This window comes from Rhodoplanes sp. (genome assembly GCF_013377085.1).
Classification (GTDB): Bacteria; Pseudomonadota; Alphaproteobacteria; order Rhizobiales; family Xanthobacteraceae; genus Rhodoplanes.
The window spans coordinates 17623-35171 of record NZ_JACAAX010000017.1 but is presented as its reverse complement, the minus strand read 5'-3'; the positions used below and the strand labels follow the sequence as shown (position 1 = coordinate 35171).

Here is a 17549-nt window from a genome sequence, read left to right as displayed (position 1 = left end):
ACATCATGGAAGAATTTCACCGGATCCGCCGACTCCCGCCCTACGTCTTCGAGCAGGTGAATCGCGCCAAGGCCGCGGCCCGCAACGCCGGCGCCGACATCATCGATCTCGGCATGGGTAATCCCGACCTGCCGGCACCGGCCCATGTGGTCGAGAAGCTCAAGGAGACGGCGGGCAAGTTCCGCACCGACCGCTACTCGGCCTCAAAGGGCATCGCCGGGCTGCGCCGGGCGCAGGCCGCCTATTACGGCCGGCGCTTCTCGGTGAAGCTCAACCCCGACACCCAGGTGGTGGCGACCCTCGGCTCCAAGGAGGGCTTCGCCAATGTGGCGCAGGCCATCACGGCGCCCGGCGACGTCGTCCTGGTGCCCAATCCGAGCTACCCGATCCATGCCTTCGGCTTCCTGATGGCTGGCGGGGTCATCCGCTCGGTGCCGTGCGAGCCGGGCCCGGAGCTGTTCCACGCGCTCGAGCGCGCCGTCATGCACTCGATCCCGAAGCCGACCGCACTGGTGGTCTGCTACCCGTCCAACCCGACCGCGGCGGTGGCCGACCTCGACTTCTACAAGGACGTCGTCGCCTTTGCGAAGAAGCACGACCTCATCGTGCTGTCCGACCTCGCCTATGCCGAGGTCTATTTCGACGACAACCCGCCGCCCTCGATCCTGCAGGTGCCGGGCGCCAACGACATCGCGGTGGAGTTCACCTCGATGTCCAAGACCTTCTCGATGCCGGGCTGGCGCATGGGCTTCGCGGTCGGCAACGAGCGCATCATCGCGGCGCTGGCGCGGGTGAAGTCCTATCTCGACTACGGCGCCTTCACGCCCGTGCAGGTGGCCGCCACGGCCGCCCTCAACGGGCCGGAGGACTGCATCCGCGAGATGCGGGAGACCTACAAGCGCCGCCGCGACGTGCTGGTCGAGAGCTTCGGCCGGGCCGGCTGGGAGATCCCGCCGCCGCGTGCCTCGATGTTCGCCTGGTGCCCGATCCCGAAGCCGTTCGACACGCTGGGGTCGATCGACTTCGCCACCATGCTGGTCGAGAAGGCCGAGGTGGCGGTGGCGCCCGGCCTCGGCTTCGGCGAGCACGGCGACGGCTATGTGCGCATCGCCCTGGTGGAAAACGAGCAGCGGATCCGTCAGGCTGCCCGCAACTTGCGCCGCTTTCTTGAAACCGGGCCTGAAAAGTTGCACAACGTCGTTCCGCTGGCGCAGTCGCGCTGAAACGGACCCCTGCCGGGCCATCGTCCTCCGCCGCGGCAGGGTTCCGACGTGTTTTCGGTGGGATCCTTCATCGAACCGAAATCCGTCTCTGCTTGACGTTACTTCGGAACCCACCGTGAGGTCTTCTCGACAATGGTTGCGCCACTCAAAGTAGGCCTTGCCGGACTTGGCACTGTCGGCGGGGCGGTCGCACGCCTGCTCCAGCAGCAGGACTCCAACGCCCTCGCGAACACCCTGGCGGTGCGCTGCGGCCGGCCGATCGAGCTGGTGGCCGTGACGGCGCGCGCGAAAAGCGAGATGGACGCCCTCGGCATTCGGCCGGTGCGCTTCGTGAGCAGCCCGGCCGCCCTCGCGACCGACCCCGAGATCGACGCCTTCGTCGAGCTGATGGGCGGGGAGGGTGATCCCGCCAAGTCCGCCATCGAGGCGGCGCTCGGCGCCGGCAAGTCCGTCGTCACCGCCAACAAGGCGCTGCTCGCCCGCCACGGGGTGGCGCTCGCGGCGCTCGCCGAGCGGAGCGGGTGCGCGCTCAATTTCGAGGCCGCCGTCGCCGGCGCGATTCCGGTGGTGAAGACGCTGCGCGAAGGCTTCGCCGGCAACACCTTCGAGCGCGTCTACGGCATCCTCAACGGCACCTGCAACTACATTCTCTCCCGCATGGAGGGGGAGAAGCTCTCCTTCGCCGACTGTCTTCGCGAGGCTCAAAAGCTCGGATACGCCGAGGCCGACCCGACCTTCGACGTCGAGGGATTCGACACCGCCCAGAAGCTCGCCATCCTGGCCAGCCTCGCCTTCGGCGTGCAGGTCGATCCTGACGCCGTCTATGTCGAGGGCATCTCCTCGCTCGCCCCGGAGGACCTCGAGGCGGCGGCCGAGCTCGGCTACCGCATCAAGCTGCTCGGCGTGGCGGTCCGCACCGAGCAGGGCATCGAGCAGCGGGTTCACCCCACCATGGTGCCACTCGATTCGCCGATCGCCCGGGTGATGGGCGTCACCAATGCGGTGTCGCTGGACGGCGCCGGCTTTCCGCCCATCACCCTGGTGGGACCGGGCGCCGGCGGCGCCGCGACCGCCTCGGCGGTCGTCACCGACCTCGCCGATATCGCCCGTGGCGTTCGCGCCATGCCGTTCGGACGGTCCGTCGCGCAACTCGCCGGCAGCCGCCGTGCACCCATGCAGCGGCACGAGGGCGGCTATTACATTCGCCTGCAGGCGGTCGACCGGCCCGGCACCTTCGCCACCATCGCGCGCCACCTCGCCGACGAGCAGATTTCGCTGGAATCCATCGTCCAGCGCCGCCGCAACGGTGCCCCGCACGGCGGCTCCGATCCGGACGGCGCCCAGTCGCCGGCGCCCGTCATCCTCATCACCTATGCGACGACCGAGGATGCCGTTCGCAAAGCCTTGCGCGAGATCAAAAACCGGGGCGTGATCGCGGGTAACCCTCAGGTCATCCGTATCGAAAAGAATTGACCGGAGGGCCCTCGCGTTCCGGTCGCTGCGAAAGGAAGTATCGTGAGCATGAGCGAGGTCGTCAAAGGCGATCGCAACGTGATCGCCGCCACCCGACAGCGCGAGACCCTCGACCGCGTGCTCTCCATCGAGATCGTGCGTGTGACCGAACGGGCCGCCGTCGCCGCCGCCCAGTGGCGCGGACGCGGCAACGAGAAGGCGGCCGACCAGGCCGCCGTGGATGCGATGCGGCGCGAGCTCAACCGGCTGCCGATCGCCGGCACCGTGGTGATCGGCGAGGGCGAGCGCGACGAGGCGCCGATGCTCTTCATCGGCGAGAACATCGGCAACGGCAAAGGCCCCAAGGTCGACATCGCGGTCGATCCGCTGGAAGGCACGACGCTGTGCGCCAAGGCGATGCCCGGCGCGATCGCCACCATGGCGATGGCCGAGGGCGGCGCGCTGCTCAACGCGCCCGACGTGTACATGGACAAGATCGCCATCGGCCCCGGCTACTCGAAGGGCGTCGTCGATCTCGACGCGCCGCCCGAGCTGAACATCCGGGCGCTCGCCATGGCCAAGGGCGTCAAGCCCGAGGAGATCACGGCCCTGATCCTCGACCGGCCGCGCCATGCCGATCTGATCGCCGCGGTGCGCCGCACGGGCGCCTCGGTGCAGCTCATCATGGACGGCGACGTCGCCGGCGTGATCCACACGGCCGACCCCGAGACGACCGGCGTCGACATCTATCTCGGCATCGGCGGCGCTCCCGAGGGCGTGCTGGCGGCCGCCGCGTTGAGCTGCATCGGCGGCCAGTTCCAGGGCCGGCTGATCCTCGACAACGAGGAGAAGCGCGAGCGCGCCCGGCGCATGGGCATCCGGGATCCGCGCAAGAAGTATCAGCTCGAGGATCTGGTTCAGGGCGACTGCGTGTTCGCCGCGACCGGCGTCGTCTCGGGCTCGCTCCTGCGCGGCGTGCGCTTCCGCCCCGGCCTGATCGAGACCGAGACCGTGGTGATGCGCTCCACCACCGGCACGGTGCGCTGGATCCGCGCCGAGCACCGCCACTTCCAGAAATTCCAGATGGGGTGAGGGCGGTCATCGGCGACCTCACGCCTCTCCTTCGTCGTCATGGCCGGGCTCGTCCCGGCCATCTCCGTCTTTTGTGTCTCGTCGAAGTCAGTCGACTTGGGGGGCCGTGCATCCTTCGAGGCTCGCTGCGCTCGCACCTCAGGATGACGGGTCGGGTGCCGGTGCCGCTCTTGTTCGCGGCGCTCAGATGAGCCCGGAACCCTTCCTCGGCGTCGAGAGGTCGGCCACCGGGCGCGTCTGGCGCGACCGGCTGGACGAGCGGGCCAGCCAGCGCGCGCTCGCAATCGTGCAGCGGACCGGGACGCCCGAGCTGCTCGCCCGCGTGCTGGCCGGCCGCGGCGTCGAGCCCGACGACGTCGAGCAGCATCTCGATCCGACCATCCGCCGGCTGCTGCCGGACCCGCACGTGCTCACCGCCATGGAGGCGGCGGCGCACCGCATCGCCGATGCGGTGCAGCGCGGCGAGCGCGTCATCGTGTTCGGCGACTACGACGTCGACGGTGCGACCTCGAGCGCGCTGATGACCCTGCTGCTGCGCCAGGCCGGGCTCGACCCCGACATCTACATTCCGGACCGCATCTTCGAAGGCTACGGCCCCAATGTCGAGGCGATCCGCACGATCGCGGCGCGCGGAACGACGTTGATCATCGCGGTCGACTGCGGCACCTCGAGCGTCGAGCCGCTCGCCGAGGCCCAGAAGCTCGGCGTCGATGTCGTCGTGATCGACCACCACATGGCCGACGAGACGCTGCCGCCCGCCGTCGCGCTGGTCAATCCGAACCGGCAGGACGATCTCTCCAAGCTGGGCCATCTCTGCGCCGCCGGGCTGGTGTTCATGAGCCTTGTTGCGCTGAACCGCGAGCTGCGCCGCCGCGGATTCTGGACCGAGGCGCGGCCGGAGCCCGATCTGCTGGCCTATGTGGATCTGGTCGCGCTCGGCACGGTCGCCGACGTGGTGCCGCTGATCGGCCTCAACCGCGCCTTCGTTGCCAAGGGCCTTCTGGGCATGCGGCGACGCGAGCGCGTCGGCCTCACGGCGCTGATGGACGTGTCACGGCTGGCGGGACCGCCCGAGGCGTGGCACCTCGGCTTTCTGCTCGGCCCGCGGATCAACGCGGGCGGGCGGATCGGGCGGGCCGATCTCGGCGCGCGCCTGCTCACGCTCGACGATCCGGTCGAGGCGGCGACGCTGGCGGCCGAGCTCGACCGGCTCAACCGCGAGCGCCAGGTGATCGAGCAGGCCGCGGTCGCCGAGGCGGAGGCCGAGGCGATGGCGGCGCTCGGGCTGGAGGAGAAGGGTGCCGTGGTGGTGGTCGCGGCGCCGGGCTGGCATCCCGGCGTGGTCGGCCTGGTCGCGGCGCGCCTGAAGGAACGCTTCGGCCGCCCCGCCTTTGCGATCGCGCTCGGGCCCGGCGACACCGGCACCGGCTCGGGCCGCTCGATCCCGGGCGTCGATCTCGGCCGCACCGTCAAGCGTGCCGTCCACGAGGGCGTGATCGAGAAGGGCGGCGGCCACGCCATGGCGGCCGGCATCACGCTGAAGAAGACGGCGCTGGCCGCCTTCCGGGCGTTTCTGGAAGAGGCGCTGGCGCCCGCCGTCGAGGTGGCGCGTCGCGACCATGCCCTGAAGATCGACGGCGCCGTCTCGGCCGCCGCCGTGACGCCCGAGCTCGTCCGCACGCTTGCGCAAGCCGGGCCTTACGGGGCCGGTAATCCCGAGCCCGTGCTGGCGCTGCCGTCGCACACCGTCGCCTATGCGGACGAGGTCGGGCAGGCGCATGTGCGGCTGCGGCTGAAGGGCGGCGACGGCGCCTTCGTCGAGGCGATCGCTTTCCGGGTCGCCGGCCAGCCGCTCGGCCGCGCGCTCCTGGAGAGCCGCGGCCGACGAGTCCATGTCGCCGGCAGCCTCGCGGTCGACCGCTGGCAGGGCGTCGAGCGCGCCCAGCTCCGCGTGCTCGATATCGCCGGTGCGGATCCGACCGGACTGCGGTGATAGGGCGGGCGTCCTGCGCGACCGCGTCAGGCCACCGCGCGGGTGTCCGCGATATCGATGACCGGCACGCCGGTGCGTGAGAGCAGGCGGTGCAGCGTCTCGATCTCGACCCGGTTCGGCTTCGGCATCGGGGCCCGCATGAACGGGTTCGGGATCAGGCCGGTGAGCCACGTCGCGGTCTTGTAGCGGATGTGCAGGCGGCCCATGTCGGCCACGTAGTCGTGCAGCTCGGAGAGGCCGCCGTCCCAGATCTCGCGGGCCGCCACGACGTCGTTGCGGTCCCACGCATCGAGGTGGTCCATCATCGGCTCGAGCGCGAAATTCCAGAAGCCCGAGAGCGTGCCGTCGAACATGCCCGTCGCCTTGTACTCGTGCCAGCGCGACGCCAGCGCGCCCATGATGGCGACGTGGCGGTCGAGCGAGCGCAGGCCCTTCGCGATCAGCCGGAAGCCGTCATACATGTAGGTCATCTTCCAGCCGACGATGTTCGGCACCTCGCGGCAGATGCGCAGCGTCGCGCCGAGCGGCAGGCCGGGATAGAAGGGCGGCTTGGCGCCGCCGACCGGATGGGTGACGATCGGCAGGTCGACGACGCGGTCCTGGGCGATGATCTGGTCGAGCCAGATCTCCGGATAGCCGTCGGCGTCCCAGCACGAGGTCACGTCCTGGGCGCCGCCGGGCGGCGTGACGAAGATGCCGTCGACGCCGAGCGCCTTGCAGTCCTTGGCGGTCTCGACGGTCTCCTCGGTCGTCAGCGCCCAGGTGCCGGCGATCAGCGGCACCTTGCCGTTGTTCTCCTCCTGGGCGATCTCCAGCACGCGGCGCTTCTCGGCGCGGGTGAGATAGAAGATCTCGCCGGCCTCGGGATTGATGCACAGGCCGCCGCCCATCTTCACGAAGCGCTCGTTGTCGAGGAAGTGGCGCAGGAAGCGGCGATACGCGGCCTCGTCGATCTTCATGTGCTGATCGTATGGGAGCAGCGTGGCGACGTAGAGGTGGTCTCCGATGGTCTTCTCGGTCGTCATCTGTCTGAAGTCCTGATGGTCGTGTCGGGTCTCGGGTGGAGGCTCGGGTCCGGCCGCCGAGGGAGCGCTGGCCGGACGAGGCGCTGTCGGTGTTGGGTCGCGGTCGGTTAGGGCGAGATCTCCTCCAGCACGCGGCCTTTGGTCTCGACGGCGAAGACAGCCGTGATCACGGCCGCGATCGCGGCGACGATGCCGAAGGCGAGGAAGACGGCATCCAGCCCGATGCCGATCATGGCGCCGACGATGCTGGGGCCGATCATGGAGGCGAAGCGGAGCCACGCCGTCGCGGTGCTGACCGCGATGGCGCGAGTCCGGGTCGGATAGAGCTCGGGCGTGTAGAGATAGACGCCGATCGACAGCACCGACGAGAAGAAGAACGCCGTGCTGACGAAGACCAGAACGCGGGTCGGGGTACCGGCGCCGAGCAGCCAGAGGGCGCACAACGCCGCGGCCGCGCCGGCGAAGGCGAGGGCGAACCACGGCCGGCGGCCGAGGCGATCGATGCTGAGCGCGCAGGTGAGCGTGCCGCACAGGCCGACCACCTGGGTGATCAGGCCGTACTGGAGCGCGTCCTCGAGCGGCAGATGGAACACGGTCCGGTAGATCGTCGGCAGCCAGACCGTCAGTCCGTACGTGATCAGGTACGCGGAGAACCAGATCGTCCAGACCACCAGGGTCCGCCGCAGATAGTGCGGTCCGAACAGATCGGCCCAGGAGGCCGGCCTGTCGTGCGACTCCACCACCGGTTCGGGCTGCGGGAGCGGCCGCCCGGTGGCCTTCTCGGTCTCGCGCTCGATGAACGACAGCGCCTTTTCAGCCTCGACGTAGCGCCCTCGCGTCGCCAGCCAGCGCGGCGATTCGGGCAGGATGCGCTGCATGAACACGACCAGGATCGCCGGGATCGCGCCGATCAGGAACATGTAATGCCAGCCGAGATGCGGCACCACCCAGCGGCCGAGAAGCCCCGACGCGACGAGGCCGACCGGGAAGATGACCTCGTAAAGCAGGACGAAGCGGCCGCGGCCCTTCGCCCGCGCGATCTCGCTGATGTAGACGGCGGCGATCGGCACCTCGCCGCCGAGGCCGAGGCCCTGGAGGGTGCGGAACACCAGGAGCGAGTTGTAGTCCCAGGCGAACGCGCAGCCGAGGCTCATGGTCGCGAACAGCAGCACGGCCCAGATCATAGTCCGCACGCGGCCGTGGCGTTGCGCCAGCCACCCGAACGCGAGCGCGCCGACGAGCTGGCCGAGATAGCCGACCGAGATCATCAGGCCGATCTGGGGCGAGGTGAGCTTCCACAGGGGCGCCAGCACCGGCAGCACGAAGGCGATCGCCAGCGCATCGAAAGCGTCGAAGAAGGTGGCGGTGCCGATGATGACCCGCGCCTTGACGTGCCAGGTCGAGATAGGCAGGCGTTCGATGCGGGCGACGATGTCGTCGAGTCGAGTCCGGTCGTCGCCGGACGGGGCGTGCGTGAGCATGGTCTACTCCGGAAGCAGTCTTGTTGGCCGGGGAGGCGCAGCGTTCGGGGGTAGGCGTTGAGGCTTGGAAGGCGTTTCCAGGTCGAACGCTAGACCTGCTTTGCCAGGACAGGAATTCATGTAATTGTCATGCCGTCATGAATTCAATTCATACCAGGACAGTCCGGTGAACCTCAAATCCGTCGACCTGAACCTGCTGGTCGCCTTCGATGCGTTGGTGTCGGAGCGCAACGTGACGCGCGCCGCCGACAAGCTCGGCGTGACCCAGTCGGCGCTCAGCCACGCGCTCCGCCGGCTGCGGGCGACTTTCTCCGATCCGCTGCTGACCCGTGGGCCCAACGGGATGGAGCCGACCGACCTGGCCCTGGAGCTCGTCCAGCCGATCCGCGCGGTCCTGTCGGAGGTGCACTCCATCATGACGACGCGGGTGGCGTTCGACCCGGCGACGACGACCAGGACCTTCAGCCTGTCGATGAGCGATGCGATGAGCATCGAGGTTCTTCCGGCGATCGTCCGGCGGCTTCGCAAGTCTGCGCCGAACGTCGACCTCGTGGTCACGACGGCTGGACCGCGCTCGACCTGCTCGCGCATCGTCGACGACGAGGTCGACCTCGCGGTCGGCGTCTTCCCGGAGCGGCCGTCGGACATCTGCTCCCGCGAGCTGTTTCGCGACACGATCGTCTGCGTCGCCGATCGTCATCATCCGAAACTTCGCCGCGGCCGGATGGACGAGACGTCCTATCTCGCGTGCCCGCACGTCACGGTCGCCCCCAATCTCGATTCCGGCGTCCAGATCGACGACATCATGGCCGCCATGGGCCTCGACCGCCGCGTGATGGCGACGGTGTCGCATTACATCGCGGTTCCGGGGCTGGTGCGCGGCACCGACCTCGTCGCCCACACGCGGCGGCGATTGATCGGGCTCCTGCGCGACAGCGCCGATCTCGTCGCTTTCCCGATTCCCGTGCCGGTCCGGGTGCCGGACCTCTCCTTCGTCCAGATGTGGCACCGCCGTTACGACCGCGATTCCGGACACCGCTGGCTGCGCGATCTCGTCCGCGCCGCCATCGCCGAGGCGTGAGCGAGGCGTTGTTCGGTCTCGCAGGTGCTGATCGGACCGAACTGCGCTGACGACCGGACGCACGCGCCTCCACCACGTGGGGTAGAAGCGCGCGACTCTCACATGCGACCAAAACTTGCTCGCGAAAAGATGATCAGCCGAGGGTTGCCGCGGTCGGTCGCTTCGGACACCATCCTGGCCGCTGAATGCTGGAGGGCCACGATGCGCCGAGACCTGAAGGTCGCCACGCTCGCTTTCGCCACGCTCGCTTTCACCCTGGCCTTCGGCACAAGAGGCATGGCGGCCGCCGCCGACTTCCCGCGGCCGTTGTCGCCAGATCTCCCCTACGACGTCGACGTCGCCGCACTCGGCCGGCTCGACCGCGACCGCGAGGTGCCGGAGGCGCAACGCCTGTTCGACATCTTCGCCTGGCAGGCTTTCCTGGCGCTCAACTGGCCGGCCGCGCCGGACGGCTCGCCCGATCGCACCAAGACGCTGGCCGACGCGACGTCGCCGCGCGTCTGGATGGGCTGGCGCGGCAACGACAGCATCTATCTGCCCGACGGCGGCCGGCCGGCGGCGTGGGATGCGGCCGCGGTTCTGCGGCAGCCCGAGCATTTCCTGTGGCGGTTCTCCAAGATGCTCAACGAGAGCCGCCAGCCGGTCAACGAGCTGAGCGCGAGCACGCAGGCCTTCACCGGGCCGCTGATCGATCAGAACGGCGTGTTCGTGCGCTACGAGTCCTACGTGAACCGACCGCAGTTCGACTACATCGTCGAGAACGAGCTGTACAATCAGGAAGGCCAGGTGGCGTTCGCCAAGAAAGGCCGCCGCATCGAGTTCCCGGCCAATGTCACGGGTCCGCAGCCGCGCTACGGCAGCATGGGCATCAAGCTCGCCTGGAAGCAGCTCGGGCCGACCGACATCCCGTCGCGCTTCTTCACCCGCGAGTTCACCGTGGTGAGCACGTCGTTCGACCCGCAGGGCAACATGGTGAAGACGCGCTCCCGCCAGCTCATGGGCCTGGTCGGCATGCATGTGACGGCGCTGACCAGATCGTCGCCGACCTGGGTGTGGGCGACCTTCGAGCACGTCGACAACGTCACCAGCAACGACCTGGAGACCGGGGCCTCGCTCGCAGGGCCGCGCGTTAGAGTGCGGCCGAACTTCAACAATCCCGACCAGCCCGCCAAGCCCGTGAACGTGCTGCCGAAGCCTAATGCGGAGAAGGACGCGAAGGGCAATTTCACGAGCTGGGACGAGAAGACCACCACCAACCCGGTGCAGCTCACCCGCCTCGTTCCCGTCCCGCCGGCGACCGCGGAGCTGAACCGCCAGGTGCGCACTCTGCTCGCCGAGCAGAACTCGGTGTTCCGCTACTACGAGCTGATCGGTGCCCAGTGGCCGGTGCAGCCCGGCTTCCCGGCCTTCGGCGGCGGCGCCGACAGCGCGCCGGAGAGTATCTACTTCAAGATCCCGGGTCGCGTCGTACCGGTCTATGTCCTGAACACGACGATGGAATCGTACTTCCAATCCGGCAACACGACGGCCGGGCCGCTCGAGGAGGACGACCGCCTGCCGGCCGGCAACTTCGCCGACAAGCCGACCGAGCGGATCACGCCCGACCGAACCATCGTGTTCGGCACCGAGAGCTGCGCCGGCTGTCACTTCTCGGCGGGCGCCGCCGTCGCCTTCAAGCAGGACGAGAACGGAAAGCCGCTGAAGGACGCGCAGGGCCGGCCGGTGCCGATCTACGGCAAGAATGCCAGCTTCGGCGACACCGGCAATGCGAATTACGTCTGGCAGCTCCAGCTCAAGGCGCGCTCCAAGGCCGCCGCGCCGCCGCCGCCGACAATGCCGCCGCCGACGCCGCGATAGCCGGATCGCGAGAGCGATACGGACGAACAGCCGTGTCGCACGAAGGCCGGCGACGGATGTGATCCGCATTGATGCGCCTGAGACGCCACCGCGGCCACGCGGCGGCTCGGACCGGTCCGGTCTCTGCAGGGGAAGAGGACTCCATGGACATCCAGTTCCAGCCGACCAACGGCTTTACGCCGAACCATGGGGACTGGACCCCGGTCGGCCGCATCGAGAAGGCCGTTCAGGCCGGGCAGCCCGGCCAGAGCGGTGACGTGTTCACGCTGGTGCTGGAGGGCGGCGCCCGCACGCTGCAGCTCTCGGTGCTGTCGCCGACCTGCTTTCGCCTCCGCTTCAATCCGGCCGTCGGCGCGACCTATGGCGCGGTCGGCTCGCCCGCCGTGGTCCAGCGCGCGCTCGGCACCGTCCACCTGACCGTGGTCGAGAACAGCGCCCAGCGTCTCCTGCTCGACACCGGGCGCATGCGCATCGAGATCGGCTTCCAGCCCTACCGGCTGCGCGTGTTCCGCGGCGCCCAGCTCATCTCGGCCGACGAGCCGAGCTACAATCTCGTCTACATCCCGGGCCAGCGCGTCATCGCCAACTTCAAGGCCCGGGCGCCGGACGCCCGCTATTCCGGCTTCGGCGAGAAGCCCGGCTCGCAGGTGCTGAAGAACCAGTTCACGATGACGCAGTTCAACTACGACAACTACATCTACAACAGCGCGCCGGCCCCCAAGGACGCCAACCCGCTCAACCCGAGCGGCCCGCTCTACATCTCGATCCCGTTCATGATGGAGGTCAGCCCGCATCCGGCCGGCGACTTCGCCGGCGCGCCCTACGCATACGGGCTGTTCCTCGACAACGTCTCGCAGTCCTATTTCAACATGGGCTCGAACGACTACTCGAACATGGACGGCAAGTTCTATTTCGGCGCGCTGTTCGGCGAGCTCGACACCTATTTCATGCTCGGCGACGGCGCCGGCGACGTGTTGGCGCAATACACGACTCTCACGGGCCGCGCCCCGATGCCGCCCAAATACGTGCTCGGCCTGCACCAGGGTGCCTATGGCTATTACGACCGCGACCGGCTCGAGGCGGTGGCCGATGCCTACCGGACCGCCCGCATTCCCTGCGACGGTTTGCACATCGACGTCGACTTCCAGGACAACTACCGCACATTCACGCACAGCGAGCTGAAGTTCCCGAACGCCGCGCAGATGTTCCAGACCCTGCATGCGCGCGGCTTCAAATGCTCGACCAACGTCACGCCGCTGCTGACCAGCAACAGCAAGGACGAGACCGGCAACGACTCGACCTATGTGCAGCGCAAGGCATTCCTGGACATGGGCGGGCTCATCTACGACACGCGGGCGGGCGAGGGGCCGAGCTCCAATCTGTTCGGCGGCGGCGTCAACTACGGATACAATCGCAACTTCTTCAACCCGTTTCCCTATCCGGGACTGCCGACCACGCCGGACGGCATTCCGCTGACCGCCGACGGCAACTATCCGGATCTCGGGCGCGCCGACGTGCGCGCGGTGTGGGGCCACCAGTACCAGCACCTCGTCCACGATCTCGGCATGGACATGATCTGGCAGGACATGATGTGTCCGGCCCTCAACGCCGACAAGTTCGTCAACCGCACCTTTCCGCTCGATCTGATGATGAACGACGGCGTCACCTATGTCCCCAACGGCGTCACCCACAACGCCTACGCGCTGTTCATCGCCATGGGCACCTGGGAAGGCTTGGCGAAGCTGCGGCCCGACACCCGCAACTTCATCGTCGCGCGCGGCGGCTATGCCGGCATCCAGCGTTACGCCGCAGTGTGGACCGGCGACTCCGCGTCGAGCTGGGACTTCTTGCGCATCAACGTGCCGGAGGTGCTCAATCTCGGCCTCTCCGGCGTGCCGCTGTCGGGCTGCGACATCGGCGGCTTCGCGGCCGGCTCCGCCAGCGTCGGCCAGGTCGTCTACAATCGCGGCGAGGTCTTGGGCAACATCACATATTATGAGCTGCTGACGCGCTGGATGCATGTCGGCGCCTTCCTGCCCTGGTACCGCAATCATTACGACGGCTACAACAAGCAGTTCCAGGAGCCGTATCGCTACGGCGAGCCGGTGCCGACCAACTGCCGAAAATATGTCGAGCTGCGCTACCGCATGCTCCAGATCTGGTACGACGCGCTCTACGAATGGACCCAGACCGGCATGCCGCCGGCCCGCGCGCTGTTCCTCAACGACGCCTCCGACCCGAACGTCTACGATCATCTCGACGATCAGTTCTTCGTCGGCCGCGATTTTCTGGTGGCGCCGATCCTGTTCGGCGGGCAAGGCTCGCCGCCGGTGGCGACGCGATCGATCTACCTGCCGGCCGGCAGCGACTGGTACGCCTTCATGGACGGCGCAGCCCCGCTCGACCCGCCGGTCGGCGGCGGCACCACGATTCCCGACTACCGGGCCGGGCTCGATCTGGTGCCGATCTACATCCGGGCCGGCGCCATCCTGCCGATGCGCTCGAAGGTCGAGCAACATGTCGGCGAGCTCGCGCAAAACCCGCTCGCCATCGATCTCTATCCGGGGCCCGACTCCGCCTATCTCATGTACCAGGATGACGGGATCAGCACGAAGGCCGAGAAGAACGGCGCCTTCCGCACCACCCGGATCACCCAGCGGCGGGCCGGCGCGGGCCGCGAAGCGCGGCTGCAGCGGCTCACCGACGCCTATGCGCCGCCCGAGCCGTTCGTCATGCTACGCTTCCTCGACAGCGGGCCGCCGGCCGCCGTGACGGTCGCAGGCGGCGCGGTGCCGAATGCCGGCTCCGCCGCCGGACTCGATGGCACCGCCGGAGACGCGTATTATTACGACGGTCGCCTGCAGACGACCGTCGTCAAGGTGATGGACACACGCCCCGACGTCGTCGTCGCGGTCGGCTGATCGCCGGCCGAGCCAAGCCCTTCGACAACGAGCCACGACATCACGTCACGACATCGAGCTACGACATCGCGTCACGAGAGGAACGGACCATGGCAACATCGGCGAAACGACGCGAGCCGCCGCGCATCACCTTCACGCACGATTTTCACGAGCTGGTGCGCGGCGATCTCCGGCCCGGCGCGGTGTTGACGCTGCGCTACGATCCGATCCGCATCGTCCGTCCCGAGGACGACTACGTGTTCGGCGATCCCGGCCGGCCGGTGGTCGCCCATCTGGTGTTCCGCTCCGGCGAGGCGCCGCTCGATCGCACGCTTCAGTCCAGGCTCGGAATGTTGACGACGCCGGACATCGACCGCACCGGCAACGGCAGCATGCTGACCACGCAGGTGACGATTCCGGACGACGCCGACCGGCTGGAAATCTGGTTCACCTATGCGAGCCGCCGCGGCCTCGAATACGACAACGACCAAGGCCGGAATTTTTGGTTCGGCTTCACCGAGGCCGAGTTCCGGGTGCTCGGCGCCGACGTGACGGAGCGGGAGGGCGGGGCGGAGTTCTGGGTGCGGGTCGCCGCGGCGAAGGACATCGATCACGTGACGGCGCGGCTGCGGCCCGTCACCGAGGCGGAGTTCGAGAAGACCGAGCTCGATCTCGCCCGGACCGACGAGGCCGACGGTGACTGGCCGGTCTGGGCGCTCACCGGCGTGCCGTTGCCGGCCGGCGCCCACGTGCTGTTCAAGCTGTACTATTGGCGCGCCGGCGTCCGCTACAAGGACGACAACGAGGGCCGTTACTACCCGGCGCCGCCGCCACCGGTGGAGACGGTGCCGCCGCCGCCGCCCGAGCTGGCCGCTGCCGCCAAGGCGTGGAGCTGACGGCCAAGGCGTCCTACCGTCGCTGATCAGGCATCGGGGGGGACGGCGGCCGTCGCCACCTCGTGGCGAAGCCAGGCGAGGCCGGCGTCTGTCCCCAGCCGCCGCGGCCAGGCCTGCACAACCTCGAATCCCGGCAGCGGGAGCGGCGTCGCCGCCGTGGCGAGGCCGAGCCGCGCGGCGGCCGGCGCCAGCAGGCGGGCCGGCTCGGTCGCGATCAGGTCGGTCGCAGCGAGGATCTCCGGCGCCACCAGAAAGTGACCGACCGTGAGCACGACCTTGCGGCTCGTGCCGTGCCGGCGCAGCGCCGCGTCGACCATGCCGGACGGCTCGCCCGACAGCGACACCTGCAGGTGGTCGAGCCCGGCATAGCGGCGCAGCGTCAGCTTTTGCGCGAAAGCCGGATGGCCGCTCCGAGCCGCGCACAAGAAGCGCTCGTCGAAAAGCTTTTCGCGGATGATCCGCGCCGGGGCTTTCGGAAAGCTGCCGACGATCAGCTCGGCGCCGCCGTCCTCCAGCAGGGCGAAGCCCTGCGCGTGGCTGGTGTGGCGCACCACCATCTCGACGCCGGGCGCCGTGGCGCGCAGCCGCGCCGAAAGCCGCGGCAGGATCACGAAGGCGGCATAGTCCGACATGCCGACCGTGAATCGACGCCGCGACGTCGCCGGGTCGAAACCGTCGCCCGGCGCCAGCACGTCGCCGATCTCGGCCAGCACGGCAGCGACCCGCTCGGCGAGCCGCAGCGCCCGCGCGGTCGGCTCGAGTCCGCCGGGGGTGCGCACGAACAGCGGATCGTCGAACAAGGCGCGCAGGCGGCCGAGCGCGTGGCTGACGGCCGGCTGGGTGAGGTGCAACCGCTCGGCCGCGCGGGTGACGCTGCGCTCCGCCGCGACGGCGTCGAGCACCACCAGCAGATTGAGGTCGACGGCCCGCAGATGAATCTGCTGCATGAGGCTTTTATACAATATGAATTGGGCGGATGTAACCGGGTCGGCTATGTGTCTCCCCGTACACGGAGCGGTTTTACAATTCGCCGGTCGTCCCGGGGCGGCCCCAACGGGTCCGGCCTTCGGCCGGCCCGATGACAGGCTCCGGGCCGAGCCCGGGACCCATACGCCCTGTGGTGCGAGAGCAATCAGCACCGGGATTATGGATTCCGGGCTCGCGAACCTACGGTTCGCGCCCCGGAATGACGGACTCTGTCAGCAGGAGAGACACCATGGATGCCGCCGGACCCGACACCCGTTTCGAGCGCGGCCTGAAGAACCTCGCGGCCATCGACGGCAGCGCCGGCCAGCGGGTGCTCGATGCGCTCGCCGGCATCGCGCCCGATTTCGGCCGCCTGCTGGTCGAGTTTCCGTTCGGCGACATCTACGACCGCCCGGGCCTCGACCTGAAATCGCGCGAGATCGCCACGGTGGCATCGCTCGCCACCCTCGGCCACGCGCGGCCGCAGCTCGAGGTGCATCTGCACGCGGCGCTCAATGTCGGCTGCACCCGCACCGAGCTGGTCGAGATCCTGATGCAGATGGCCGTCTATGCGGGATTTCCGGCGGCCCTGAACGCGCTGTTCGCGGCCGAGAAGGTGTTTGCCGAGCGTGATGCGGAGGAGGGCCATGCCGATGCCGCACCACGGAGGTCGTCATGAGCCCGTCCCGACGATTGCTGATCGGCGTGTGTGCCGCCGCCGTGCTGTCGCTGGCGGGCGGCCGGCCGGGCGTGGGCGAGCCGCCCGCTCCGCCCTCGGGCGAGGTGCTCCATCGCGGCTTCCGATCGCCGGTCGGCATGGCGTTTGGGCCCGACGGCAGTCTCTATGTGGCGAATTGGGGCGGCGGCACCGTCGAGCGCATCGCTCCGAGTGGAGACCGCAGCGTCGTCGCGACGCTGCGCAGCCCGGCCGGCCTCGCCTTCGATTCGGACGGGCGGCTGCACGTCGCCCTGTACGGCGACGACGAGGTCGTGCGCATCGACGCCTCCGGACGGCACACAGTGGTGAGCGGGCTAAATACCCCGGTCGGGATCGTGTTCGACGGCCGCGGCCGTCTGGTGATCGCCAACCGCAGCAGCGGCGAGATCGTCGCGGTCGCGGCGGATGGGGCCCGGACCGTGCTGGCGCGCGGCGTGCCGACGCCCGCCGGCGTGGTGGCGACCGCCGACGGCGGCTTCGTCCTTGCGAACTATGGTGGCGGCATCGTGCGGCTCGCCCCCGACGGACATCGCCACGATCTTGCCGGCGACTTCGCCCGGCCCGCGGCTGGCATCGTGGTCGATCGGGCGGGCCGGTTGTTCGCGGTCGACTACGCCGGCGACGCGGTGCGCGAGGTGCTGCCGGGGGGCGGGTCGGTCGTGCTGGCGGCCGGCATCCCGAGTCCGGTCGGACTCGCCCTCGGTCCGGACGACGCCCTTTATGTCGGGGCGTGGGGCGACGGCACAGTCCGCCGGATAGCGCCGCCGGATTCTCGCCCGGCGCAGTTGCGCCCGACGCGCTGATCGGGCCACCCCCGGAGCTGGAGTGGGATGGCCGACGGCCGGCGTCCGCGACCGTTGTTGCT

13 protein-coding genes are annotated in these 17549 nt (G+C 69.0%); 10 read left to right on the top strand and 3 right to left on the bottom strand.

Annotated elements, in window-relative coordinates; translation table 11 throughout:
* Positions 1-5: 5 nt before the first annotated feature.
* From HXX10_RS13700 to recJ, 4 genes are all read left to right on the top strand, one after another.
* Complete coding sequence (locus HXX10_RS13700; protein ID WP_296522934.1) at positions 6-1223, top strand: LL-diaminopimelate aminotransferase; 1218 nt, start codon at positions 6-8, stop codon at positions 1221-1223.
* A gap of 132 nt (positions 1224-1355) precedes the next feature.
* A complete protein-coding gene (locus HXX10_RS13695) occupies positions 1356-2696 on the top strand; it encodes a homoserine dehydrogenase (RefSeq protein WP_296522933.1) in 1341 nt (446 codons plus the stop codon).
* A gap of 48 nt (positions 2697-2744) precedes the next feature.
* The gene (gene glpX / locus HXX10_RS13690; RefSeq protein WP_296522932.1) at positions 2745-3767 is read left to right on the top strand and encodes a class II fructose-bisphosphatase; all 1023 of its coding nucleotides are present in this window, start codon (positions 2745-2747) and stop codon (positions 3765-3767) included.
* Positions 3768-3954: 187 nt separating this feature from the next.
* Positions 3955-5760 carry a single-stranded-DNA-specific exonuclease RecJ gene (gene recJ, locus HXX10_RS13685; RefSeq protein WP_296522930.1) on the top strand — a complete coding sequence of 602 codons (1806 nt, stop codon included), beginning with the start codon at positions 3955-3957 and terminating at the stop codon, positions 5758-5760.
* Positions 5761-5786: 26 nt separating this feature from the next.
* Here recJ and HXX10_RS13680 read toward each other — a convergent pair whose 3' ends face one another.
* Both HXX10_RS13680 and HXX10_RS13675 read right to left on the bottom strand, forming a co-directional pair.
* Positions 5787-6785: a dihydrodipicolinate synthase family protein gene (locus HXX10_RS13680; RefSeq protein WP_296522928.1), complete on the bottom strand. Its 999-nt coding sequence runs from the start codon at positions 6783-6785 to the stop codon at positions 5787-5789.
* A gap of 107 nt (positions 6786-6892) precedes the next feature.
* The gene (locus HXX10_RS13675; RefSeq protein ID WP_296522926.1) at positions 6893-8266 is read right to left on the bottom strand and encodes an MFS transporter; all 1374 of its coding nucleotides are present in this window, start codon (positions 8264-8266) and stop codon (positions 6893-6895) included.
* A 166-nt stretch (positions 8267-8432) separates the two neighbouring features.
* Here HXX10_RS13675 and HXX10_RS13670 point away from each other — a divergent pair, with 166 nt between their 5' ends.
* The 4 genes from HXX10_RS13670 to HXX10_RS13655 all read left to right on the top strand — a co-directional run bounded on the left by HXX10_RS13670 (position 8433) and on the right by HXX10_RS13655 (position 15000).
* Positions 8433-9347: a LysR family transcriptional regulator gene (locus HXX10_RS13670; protein ID WP_296522924.1), complete on the top strand. Its 915-nt coding sequence runs from the start codon at positions 8433-8435 to the stop codon at positions 9345-9347.
* Between the two features lie 201 nt (positions 9348-9548).
* Positions 9549-11204 (top strand): hypothetical protein, encoded by a 1656-nt coding sequence (locus tag HXX10_RS13665; protein ID WP_296522922.1) that lies wholly within the window; start codon positions 9549-9551, stop codon positions 11202-11204.
* 143 nt (positions 11205-11347) lie between these two features.
* The gene (locus HXX10_RS13660; RefSeq protein ID WP_296522921.1) at positions 11348-14125 is read left to right on the top strand and encodes a TIM-barrel domain-containing protein; all 2778 of its coding nucleotides are present in this window, start codon (positions 11348-11350) and stop codon (positions 14123-14125) included.
* A gap of 89 nt (positions 14126-14214) precedes the next feature.
* Positions 14215-15000 (top strand): DUF6209 family protein, encoded by a 786-nt coding sequence (locus HXX10_RS13655; RefSeq protein WP_296522919.1) that lies wholly within the window; start codon positions 14215-14217, stop codon positions 14998-15000.
* Between the two features lie 26 nt (positions 15001-15026).
* Here the strand turns inward: HXX10_RS13655 and HXX10_RS13650 are convergent, their stop codons facing one another.
* Positions 15027-15947, bottom strand: coding sequence for a LysR family transcriptional regulator (locus HXX10_RS13650; protein ID WP_296522917.1), 921 nt, complete (start codon positions 15945-15947; stop codon positions 15027-15029).
* Positions 15948-16216: 269 nt separating this feature from the next.
* On the opposite strand from HXX10_RS13650, the gene HXX10_RS13645 reads away from it, so the two are divergent.
* Positions 16217-16645 (top strand): carboxymuconolactone decarboxylase family protein, encoded by a 429-nt coding sequence (locus HXX10_RS13645; protein ID WP_296522916.1) that lies wholly within the window; start codon positions 16217-16219, stop codon positions 16643-16645.
* Entirely contained in the window at positions 16642-17487 is an 846-nt protein-coding gene (locus tag HXX10_RS13640) for an NHL repeat-containing protein (protein WP_296522914.1), read from the top strand. Before HXX10_RS13645 ends, HXX10_RS13640 begins: the two co-directional genes overlap by 4 nt.
* Positions 17488-17549: the final 62 nt, after the last annotated feature.